Origin of the sequence: Chromobacterium violaceum ATCC 12472 (genome assembly GCF_000007705.1) — a bacterium.
Taxonomy (GTDB): Bacteria; Pseudomonadota; Gammaproteobacteria; order Burkholderiales; family Chromobacteriaceae; genus Chromobacterium; species Chromobacterium violaceum.
On record NC_005085.1, the window covers coordinates 2,964,696 to 2,975,315 of the forward strand.

Here is a 10,620-nt window from a genome sequence, read left to right on the forward strand (position 1 = left end):
AGCATGAATCCCTCCCGTCCGTTCATTATGCGGCCGGTGGCCACCACCTTGCTGATGGTGGCCATCCTGCTGACCGGCCTGGTGGCCTGGCGGATGCTGCCGGTATCGGCGCTGCCGGAAGTCGATTACCCGACCATCCAGGTGGTGACGCTCTACCCCGGCGCCAGTCCCGACGTGATGACCTCGTCGGTCACCGCCCCGCTGGAGCGCCAGTTCGGCCAGATGCCGGGCCTGTCGCAGATGTCGTCGTCCAGCTCCGGCGGCGCCTCGGTGATCACGCTGCAGTTCAGCCTGGACCTGACGCTGGACGTCGCTGAGCAGGAAGTGCAGGCGGCGATCAACGCCGCCGGCAACCTGCTGCCGTCCGACCTGCCCAGCCCGCCGGTCTACAACAAGGTCAACCCGGCCGATACGCCCATCCTGACCATCGCCGTCAGTTCGCCCACCATGCCGCTGACCAAGCTTGAGGACATGGTGGACACCCGTCTGGCGCAAAAGCTGTCGCAGGTGCAGGGTGTCGGCCTAGTCAGCATCAGCGGCGGCCAGCGCCCGGCCGTGCGCATCCAGAGCAATCCCAAGGCGCTGGCCTCGCGCGGGCTGACGCTGGAGGACATCCGCACCGCCATCGCCAGCGCCAACGTCAACCAGGCCAAGGGCAGCTTCGACGGCCCGAGCCAGGCCTCCACCGTGGACGGCAACGACCAGCTGCAGTCCGCGGACGAGTACAAGAACGTCATCATCGCCTACCAGAACGGCGCGCCGGTCTACCTCAGGGACGTGGCCAAGGTGGTGGAATCGGCCGAGAACACCCGGCTGGCCGCCTGGTCCGGCACCACGCCGTCCATCATACTCAACGTTCAGCGTCAGCCCGGCGCCAACGTGATCCAGGTGACCAACCGCATCAAGTCGCTGCTGCCGCAGTTGCAGGGCACGCTGCCCGGCTCGGTGGACGTGCACGTGCTGAGCGACCGCACCGTGACCATCCGCGCCTCGGTGGAGGACGTGGAGTTCGAGCTGATGCTGGCCATCGCGCTGGTGGTGATGGTGATCTTCGTCTTCCTGCGCAACGTGCCGGCCACCATCATTCCGGCGGTGGCGGTGCCGCTGTCGCTGGTGGGCACCTTCGGCGTGATGTACCTGACCGGCTTTTCCATCAACAACCTGACGTTGATGGCGCTGACCATCGCCACCGGCTTCGTCGTCGACGACGCCATCGTGATGATAGAGAACATCGCCCGCTACATCGAGGAAGGCGACAAGCCGCTGGAGGCGGCGCTGAAGGGCTCCAAACAGATCGGCTTCACCATCATCTCGCTGACCATCTCGCTGATCGCGGTGCTGATCCCGCTGCTGTTCATGGGCGACGTGGTGGGCCGGCTGTTCCGCGAATTCGCCATCACGCTGGCGGTGTCCATCCTGATCTCCGCCTTCATCTCGCTGACGCTGACGCCGATGATGTGCGCGCGGTTGCTCAAGCACGTGCCAGAGGAAAAGCAGGGCCGCTTCTACCACGCCAGCGGCAAGTTCTTCGACGACATCATCGCCGGCTACGGCAAGATGCTGGCCTGGGTGCTGGACAGGCAGAAGACCACCCTGCTGGTGGCGGTCGGCACCGTGGCGCTGACCGCGGCGCTGTATGTCTGGGTGCCCAAGGGCTTCTTCCCGCTGCAGGACACCGGCGCGATACAAGGCATCAGCGAGGCGTCGCAGTCCATCTCCTTCAGCGCGATGGCCGACCGTCAGGAAAAATTGGCCGAGGCGCTGCTGAAAGACCCGGCGGTGGACAGCCTGTCTTCCTTCATCGGCGTCGACGGCACCAACGCCACGCTGAACAGCGGCCGCCTGCTGATCAACCTCAAGCCCAAGGGAGAGCGCGACGACATCCGCACCGTGCTCGCGCGGCTGCAGCAGCGCGCCGGCGACGTGCCGGGCATGTCGCTGTACCTGCAGGCGGTGCAGGACCTGACCATCGACGCCCGCGTCAGCCGCACCCAATACCAGTTCACGCTGCAGGCCACCAGCCAGGACGATCTGTCGACCTGGGTGCCCAAGCTGGTGCGCCGGCTGCAGCAAGAGCCAGCGCTGGCCGACGTCGCCAGCGACCTGCAGGACAAGGGCCTGCAAGCCTACGTCAACATCAACCGCGACGTCGCCTCCCGCCTGGGCGTCACCACCGCCGCGATCGACAACGCGCTGTACGACGCCTTCGGCCAGCGGCTGATCTCCACCATCTTCACCCAGACCAACCAGTACCGCGTGGTGCTGGAGGTGGACAAGGACCACCAGCGCGATCCGCTGTCGCTGAAGGGCATCTACGTGCCCACCGCCAGCGGCGGACCGGTGCCGCTGAACGCGGTGGCCAGCATAGAGGAGCGTCCGACCTCGCTGGCGATCAACCACCTGGGCCAATTCCCCACCGCCACCATTTCCTTCAACCTGAAAGCTGGCGCGTCGCTGGGCGAGGCGGTGGACGCCATCCGCCAGGCCGAAGCCGAGCTGGGCCTGCCGGCCAGCATGGACACCAAGTTCCAGGGCGCGGCCATGGCCTTCCAGGCGTCGCTGTCCAACACGCTGTGGCTGATCCTGGCCGCCATCGTCACCATGTACATCGTGCTGGGCGTGCTGTACGAGAGCTATATCCATCCGATCACGATTCTCTCCACCCTGCCCTCGGCCGGCATCGGCGCGCTGCTGGCGCTGATGGTGTCCGGCACCGACCTGTCGGTGATCGCCATCATCGGCATCATCCTCCTGATCGGCATCGTGAAGAAGAACGCCATCATGATGATAGACTTCGCGCTGGAGGCCGAGCGCGAACAGGGCATGGCGCCGCGCGAAGCCATCTACCAGGCCTGTCTGCTGCGCTTCCGCCCCATCCTGATGACCACGATGGCGGCGCTCTTGGGCGCGCTGCCGCTGATGATGGGCGGCGGCATGGGCTCGGAGCTGCGCCAGCCGCTGGGCATCACCATGGTGGGCGGCCTGATGGTCAGCCAGGTGCTGACGCTGTTCACCACCCCGGTGATCTACCTGGCCTTCGACCGGCTGGCGCGGCGCTTCGGCCGCAAGGACAAGCCCGAGCTTGCGGAAGAGGTGGACGCATGATTCCGTCCGCCCCCTTCATCCGCCGCCCGGTGGCCACCACGCTGCTGACGCTGGCCATCCTGCTGGCCGGCGCCATCGCCTTCAAGCTGCTGCCGGTGTCGCCGCTGCCGCAGGTGGACTTCCCCACCATCTCGGTGTCGGCCAAGCTGCCCGGCGCCAGCCCGGAAACGATGGCGGCCACGGTGGCCACGCCGCTGGAGCGCGCGCTGGGCCGCATCGCCGGCGTCACCGAGATGACGTCGACCAGCTCGCTGGGCTCCACCAACGTCACGCTGCAGTTCGACCTGGACCGCGACATCAACGGCGCCGCGCGCGACGTGCAGGCCGCCATCAACGCCGCCCGCTCGCTGCTGCCCACCGGCATGCCGTCCAACCCGACCTACCGCAAGGTGAACCCGGCCGACGCGCCCATCATGATCCTGGCGCTGACCTCGGACACCCTGAGCCGCGGCCAGATGTACGACGCGGCCGACTCCATCCTGGGGCAGAAACTGTCGCAGGTGGACGGCATCGGCAACGTGATCATCGGCGGCGGCGCGCAGCCGGCGGTGCGGGTGGAAATGAACCCGACGCAGCTGAACCATTACGGCATCGGCATGGAGACGGTGCGCGCCGCCATCACCAGCACCAACGCCAACCGGCCCAAGGGTTTCCTGGAAAACGACGAGCGCCACTGGCAGGTGCAGGCCAACGACCAGGCCGGCAAGGCCAGCGACTACCTGCCGCTGATCGTCAGCTACAAGAACGGCAGCGCGGTGCGCATCTCGGACGTGGCCGAGGTCAAGGATTCGGTGGTGGACCTGCGCAACGCCGGCATGCTGGGCAAGCAGCCGGCGGTGATGCTGATCCTGTTCCGCCAGCCCGGCGCCAACATCATCGAAACCGTCGATCGGGTGAAGGCGATGCTGCCGCAGTTGCAGGCGTCGATCCCGCCGTCGATCAAGATCAACCAGGTGATGGACCGCACGCCCACCATCCGCGCCTCGCTGTCCGAAGTAGAGCGCTCGCTGGCGATCTCGATCGCGCTGGTGATCCTGGTGGTGTTCCTGTTCCTGCGCAACGGCCGCGCCACCGCCATCCCGGCCATCACCGTGCCGGTGTCGCTGGTGGGCACCTTCGCCATCATGTACCTGGCCGGCTTTTCGCTGAACAACCTCAGCCTGATGGCGCTGACCATCGCCACCGGCTTCGTCGTGGACGACACCATCGTGGTGCTGGAGAACATCTCCCGCCATATCGAGAATGGCATGCAGCCGTTCCAGGCGGCGCTGCGCGGCGCGCGCGAGGTCGGCTTCACCGTGCTGTCGATGAGCATCTCGCTGATCGCGGTGTTCATTCCCATCCTGCTGATGGGCGGCATCATCGGCCGGCTGTTCCGCGAATTCGCGGTCACGCTGTCGGTGGCCATCATGGTGTCGCTGCTGGTGTCGCTGACCACCACGCCCATGCTGTGCGCGCGCTGGCTGAAGACGCACGACGCGCACAAGGCTCCGGGCAAGCTGTTCCAATGGAGCGAGCGCGCCTTCGACGCGATGCTGAACGGCTACCGCCGCTCGCTGTCCTGGGCGCTGCGCCACGGCCGGCTGATGATGGCCGTGCTCGGCGCCACCATCGCGCTGAACGTGTTCCTGTACACGGTGATTGCCAAGGGTTTCTTCCCGCAACAGGACACCGGCCGCCTGACCGGCATGATCAAGGCCGACCAGAGCATCTCCTTCCAGGCGATGCAGGGCAAGCTGCAGCGCTTCATCAACGTGGTCGGCGCCGATCCGGCGGTGGACAAGGTGGTGGGCTTCACCGGCGGCGGCCAGCGCAACAGCGCCAATATGTTCGTCAGCCTGAAGCCGCTGGCCGAACGCAAGGAAAACGCAGATCAGGTGATCGCCCGGCTGCGCAAGAAACTGTCCGGCGAGCCCGGCGCCCAGCTGTTCCTGCAATCGGTGCAGGACATCCGCATCGGCAGCCGCTCCAGCAACGCGCAATACCAGTACACGCTGCAGGGCGACGACCTGAACGAGCTGCGCGAATGGACGCCCAAGGTGCAGCTGGCGATGAGCAAGATTCCCTTCCTGGCCGACCTCAACAACGACCAGGAGGTGAAGGGCCTGCAAACCACGCTCGCCTTCGACCGCGCGGCGATGGCGCGGCTGGGGCTGACCCAGGCCCAGGTGGACTCGGTGCTGAACGACGCTTTCGGCCAGCGCCAGGTCTCCACCATCTACAATCCGCTCAACCAGTACCACGTGGTGCTGGAAGTGGCGCCGCAGTACTGGCAGGGCCCTGAAGGCCTGCGCGACATCTATCTGCAGACGCCGGGCGGCCAGCCGACGCCGCTGTCGGCCTTCGCCAGCTGGCAACCGACCCATGCCGCGCTGTCGGTCAACCACCAGAGCCAGTTCGCGGCCACCACCATCTCCTTCAACCTGCCGCCCGGCTACTCGCTGTCCGACGCCACCCAGGCGATAGACGCGGCCATCGCCGACATCGGCCTGCCCAGCGGCATCCACGCCAGCTTCCAGGGCACAGCCAAGTCGTTCCAGGCTTCGCTGGACAGCCAGCCGGTGCTGATCCTGGCGGCCCTGGTGGCGGTGTACATCGTGCTGGGCATGCTGTACGAGAGCGTGGTGCACCCGATCACCATCCTCTCCACCCTGCCCTCCGCCGGCGTCGGCGCGCTGTTGGCGCTGATGGCCACCGGCGGCGAGTTCAACATCATCGCGCTGATCGGCATCCTGCTCTTGATCGGCATCGTCAAGAAAAACGCCATCATGATGATAGATTTCGCGCTCACGGCGGAGCGCGAGCAGGGTCTGCCGCCGCAGGAAGCCATCCTGCAGGCCTGCCTGCTGCGCTTCCGCCCCATCATGATGACCACGATGGCCGCCCTGTTCGGCGCGTTGCCGCTGGCGCTGGGCCGCGGAGACGGCGCCGAGATGCGTACCCCGCTGGGCATCTCCATCGTCGGCGGCCTGCTGCTCAGCCAGCTGCTGACGCTGTACACCACCCCCATCGTCTACCTGTACCTGGACCGCTTCCGCCTGTGGTGCCTGAAGTGGCGCGGCGGCCGCGGCCCGGCCTTGGCCGCCGGCAAAGAGGAATGATTGCCATGAATAGAACAACAACGCCGCAGAAACTATGCGCCGCGCTGGCGGCGCTGGCGCTGGCCGGCTGCGCGATCGGCCCGGACTACGCCAGGCCCAAGCTCGACATTCCCGCCCAATTCAAGGAGGACGGCCGCTGGAAGAGCGCCGAGCCGCAGGACGCGATGCCGCGCGGCGACTGGTGGACGGTGTTCCAGGACCCGACGCTGAACCGCCTGATGGACACGCTGAACCAGCAGAGCCCCACCATCTCCCAGGCCGAGGCGCAGTACCGCGCGGCCCAGGCCCAGCTGCGCCAGGCACAAGCCGGCCTGTTCCCGTCGCTGTCGGCCAACGCGTCCCGGAGCCATGGCGTGAGCGCGCCGGGCGACGGCGCGGCCACCAGTTACAACCTGGGCCTGTCCGCCAGCTGGGAAGTGGATCTGTGGGGCGCGGTGCGGCGCGAAGTGGAGGCCGGCAAGGCCAAGCAGCAGGCCTCCGAGGCCCAGCTGGCCGCCATTCGATTGAGCAGCCAGGCCCAGCTCGCCACGGCCTACCTGCAACTGGTGGTGGCCGACAGGCAACTGGCCAATCTGCGCGACAGCGAGAAAGCGCTGGGCGAGGCGCTGAAGCTGACCCGCAACCAGTTCGCCGCCGGCATCGTCGGCGACGAGGCTGTGGCCTCGGCGGAAAGCCAGTGGCACGCCGCGCAGGCCTCGGTGGTGGACAAGCAGCTGACCCGCGCCCAGCTGGAGCACGCGATCGCCGCCCAGCTCGGCCAGGCGCCGGCCAGCTTCTCGCTGCCGCCGGCCGCCGAGACGCCGCACCTGCCGCAGATTCCGGCCGGCATCCCCTCGGCGCTGCTGGAGCGCCGGCCGGACGTGGCCGCGGCGGAACGGAATATGGCGGTCGCCAATGCCCAGATCGGCATCGCCAAAGCCGCCTTCTTCCCCACGCTGACGCTGGGCGCCAGCGGCGGCTACCGCGGCTCCACCTTCGCCGACTGGGTGACGCTGCCCAACCGCATCTGGTCGGTCGGCCCGTCGCTGGCGCTGACGCTGTTCGACGCCGGCCTGCGCCGCGCCCAGACCGAGCAGGCGATCGCCAACTACGACGCCAGCGTGGCCAGCTACCGCCAGACCGTGCTGGCGGCGCTGCAAGGCGTCGAAGACAATCTGTCCGCGCAAAGCCTGCTGAAGGAGGAGTCCGGCATGCAGACGGCGGCGCTGGCGGCGGCCAAACGGGCGGAAACCATCGCGATGAACCAATACCAGGCTGGAACCGTCGCCTACCTGAACGTGCTGTCGGCGCAGAATGCCCGCATCGCCGCCGAGAACAATCTGTGGAACGTGGTGAACCGCCAGTACGCCGGCAGCGTGGCGCTGATCGCCGCGCTCGGCGGCCGCTGGTAAACCGCAAACCCGCCAAGACAAAACCGGGCCTGCGCCCGGTTTTTTTATCGCCGGAAGCCGGCTAGCGCTGCGCCAGGCCCTGTTTCACCGCCGCCCAGAACGCGTCATCCTCCATCCCCAGCGCGTACAAGGATGTGCCGCCCAGGCCGTAGGCGTTCACCAGGCTGGCCTTCAGCGCCACGCTGCGCGCGTTTTCGGTCCACACCGTGTGGCGGCTGCCATCGGCCGCGCCGTAGTTGAAAGTCAGGGAATGGGTGCCGGCGTCGTAGCGCGGCTGCGCGCCGTAGCGGGCGATCAAGGCCTGCGTATCCTTCCAGTACAGCATGCCGCCGTCGCCAGGCCGCTTCCAATCGTAGCCGTAGGCTGGAATGCCGTTCAGTATCTTGGCCGCCGGCACCCGCTCCACCGCATAGTCCAGGTCATCCTCCATCCAGTCCGAGCCGGCCACCGGCCCCGGATCCCAGGCCGGAATCGCCTCGTCGTAGCTCATGATCTGCAGGTAGTCGGCCGCCGCGCCCAAGGCGCGCAGATCGTAGCCGTAATTGGCCGGATGGTTTTCGTCTTTGGCGGAAAAGGCCGGCACGCTGACGATCAGCTTCAGGCCCTTGGCGTGCAATGCCCGGCCCAGAACCTGGATGAAGTGGCTGAAGTTGTTGCGGTCGCCCTGCGCCACCGCCTCGAAATCCACGTTGATGCCGGAGAAGCGCTTGTCCTGGGCGAACTTCACCAGGTTGGCCACCGCCTGGCTCTGCGCCGAGGTCGATACCGCGTGGGCGATGTCGGCGCTCCAATTGCCGTTGCCGTCGACATTCGACACGCAGCCGTAGGCGGGAATCTTCCTGCCGAGCAGGAAAGAGATGGCGTCGTTCGGCGCCGGATCGCCGTTGCCCGTCACCGCGCCCTGGGCGGTGATGTTGTAAAAGTCGACAGCGACGGCATTGAAGCTGGCGGCGTACCGGGTCAGCGCGGCGTAATTGCCGGCATAGCCGGAATAATAAGCCAGAACCATGGGCCCGGCCTGCGCCTGGCTTGCCGCCAGCGCCAGGCCGGCCAGCAGGATGGATATCGTTTTTTTCATCGGATGCTCTCTATTCGTCAAAATGCCGCAGCCAAATTTCGCCAGGGCATATGACCGCCGTTATAACCGGGAGCGCAGCCGCCATCCATACCTCCCTGCTGCGTATCAAAACAATGCGGAATAAAAAATCGACAGACTTGCCCAAACAAATCAGCAAACGCGCAATTTATTCCCCTGTACACACCTATTTTGCAATTCCTCGCCCAATATTCAAATACATTGAAAAACTCCATCTCGGAATACAAGAAGACCGCCCACCGATTTGGCACTATTGCCAATATTACAATTGTTAACAATCCATCCCCTTCTCTATAATCTCCCGATCCACACTTCACGCCAACATCATGAATTCGCAGCTGCAGCACGCATCCGCTCAAGTCCGCTCCGCCATCCGCTCCGCTACCCAAGGGCTGGTCGGCAGGGAGCAACTCGCAGAATTGATCATCCTCGCCGCCGTGGCCCAGGAGCACCTGCTGGTAATAGGCCCGCCCGGCACAGCCAAAAGCGCCGTCGTGCGCCGGGTCGCCCAAGCGATGGGCGGCCGTTACTTCGAATACCTGCTTGGCCGCTACACCGAACCTTCCGAGCTGTTCGGCGCGGTAGACCTGCGCAAGCTGCGCGAAGGCACAGTGGAAACCGATACCACCGGCATGCTGCCGGAGGCTGAAGTCGCCTTCCTAGACGAGGTTTTCCTCGGCTCCACCGCCATCCTCAACACCCTGCTGGGCATTCTGAACGAGCGCCGCTTCCGCCGCGGCCACACCCAGCTGCATTGCCCGCTGCGCGTTTGCATAGGCGCGGCCAACGGTTTGCCCGACGATGCCTCGCTGGCGGCCTTTGGCGACCGCTTCCTGCTGCACGCCTTCATCGAAGCCACGGCTGATCATCAGCTGGAAGCGATGCTGGAGGGCGGCTGGCAAGCCGAACAGGCCCCGGCGGCAAGCGAGATCAGCCTGGCGGACATCGATCTGCTGTGCCAGGCGGCGCGCGAAGTGGACATGCGCGCGGTCCGCCCCATGCTGGCGCAGGCTATCCGCCAATTGCGCGGCGCCGGCATCAGCTTGTCCGACCGGCGCATCGTCAAATCCCAGCGCCTGGTCGCCGCCGCCGCCGCGCTCGCCGGACGCATGCGCGCCGACGCCTCCGACCTGTGGCCGCTGCTGTACGCGCTGCCAACCCAGGAAGCCCAGCAGCACGCCCGCGAAATATTGCGCGAGCAGTTGGCGGCTTGCGCCAATGGCGTGCTGGCCAGCGCGGTGGAAACCGCGGCCGTGCAGCCGCTGTCCCGCGTCCAGCGCCTGCTGGAAAACGCGCAATGCGCGCTGGACGCGGAGACAGACCTATCGTCCATCGAAGCCCTGCTGCGCGAGATCGACGCCAACTTCAGCGCCGATGGCATGCCGGACGAGCTGGCCGCTTCGCGCGAAAAACTGGCTGCGCGCCTGGCGGAGCCCGCATGAGCGGCTCCGCCATCGCTTGGCATTGGCAGCCCGTTCCGGAAAGCGACATTGCCGCCCCGCAGGCGGCGGTCGCCTTCGGCGATGCCGCGGAGCGCCTGCTGAAACGGCTGGAAACCATGCCTGCCGAACGACGCAGCGCGCTGATGCTGAGCGCAGGCGAAGGCCTGCTGGTGGCGCTGGGTCCGGAACACGCGCTGCCCTGGGTCGAGAGCGTCGAATACGCCCGTCCCGATGACTCGGTCCGACAGCTGTGGCTGCCGACCAAGTGGCAGCCGGACGTTTCCACCGACGCGCTGGCCACTGCGCTGAACATCCGCTCCCCGGTCTGGCCGATGCTGCTCTGGCGCCAACCCGCGCTCATCATTCCCTTGAACCGGCAATGGCCGGCCGGCGACGACTTGCTGGCCGACATCCGCCGCCGCTGGAGCGGCGCATACCGCTCCTGAACTCCGGCTGACCATACTTATGCGATTACCCGAAGCGCT

At 66.5% G+C, this 10,620-nt stretch carries 6 protein-coding genes; 5 read left to right on the forward strand and 1 reads right to left on the reverse strand.

Annotation, left to right across the window (positions count from 1 at the left end; genetic code table 11):
• Nucleotides 1-3 precede the first annotated feature (3 nt).
• Genes CV_RS13400 through CV_RS13410 form a run of 3 tightly spaced genes read left to right on the forward strand, consistent with a single transcriptional unit; the run spans nucleotide 4 to nucleotide 7,597 of the window.
• A complete protein-coding gene (locus CV_RS13400; protein WP_011136280.1) occupies nucleotides 4-3,105 on the forward strand; it encodes an MdtB/MuxB family multidrug efflux RND transporter permease subunit in 3,102 nt (1,033 codons plus the stop codon).
• Nucleotides 3,102-6,206, forward strand: coding sequence for a multidrug efflux RND transporter permease subunit (locus tag CV_RS13405; RefSeq protein ID WP_011136281.1), 3,105 nt, complete (start codon nucleotides 3,102-3,104; stop codon nucleotides 6,204-6,206). The genes CV_RS13400 and CV_RS13405 overlap by 4 nt, the downstream gene beginning before the upstream one ends.
• 5 nt (nucleotides 6,207-6,211) lie before the next feature.
• The gene (locus CV_RS13410) at nucleotides 6,212-7,597 is read left to right on the forward strand and encodes an efflux transporter outer membrane subunit (protein ID WP_052278835.1); all 1,386 of its coding nucleotides are present in this window, start codon (nucleotides 6,212-6,214) and stop codon (nucleotides 7,595-7,597) included.
• 61 nt (nucleotides 7,598-7,658) lie between these two features.
• Here the strand turns inward: CV_RS13410 and CV_RS13415 are convergent, their stop codons facing one another.
• Nucleotides 7,659-8,675, reverse strand: a complete 1,017-nt coding sequence (locus tag CV_RS13415; RefSeq protein WP_043596291.1) for a glycosyl hydrolase family 18 protein — start codon at nucleotides 8,673-8,675, stop codon at nucleotides 7,659-7,661.
• Nucleotides 8,676-9,019: 344 nt separating this feature from the next.
• On the opposite strand from CV_RS13415, the gene CV_RS13420 reads away from it, so the two are divergent.
• A complete protein-coding gene (locus tag CV_RS13420; protein ID WP_011136285.1) occupies nucleotides 9,020-10,135 on the forward strand; it encodes an AAA family ATPase in 1,116 nt (371 codons plus the stop codon).
• Nucleotides 10,132-10,581, forward strand: coding sequence for a hypothetical protein (locus CV_RS13425; protein ID WP_011136286.1), 450 nt, complete (start codon nucleotides 10,132-10,134; stop codon nucleotides 10,579-10,581). Before CV_RS13420 ends, CV_RS13425 begins: the two co-directional genes overlap by 4 nt.
• Nucleotides 10,582-10,620: the final 39 nt, after the last annotated feature.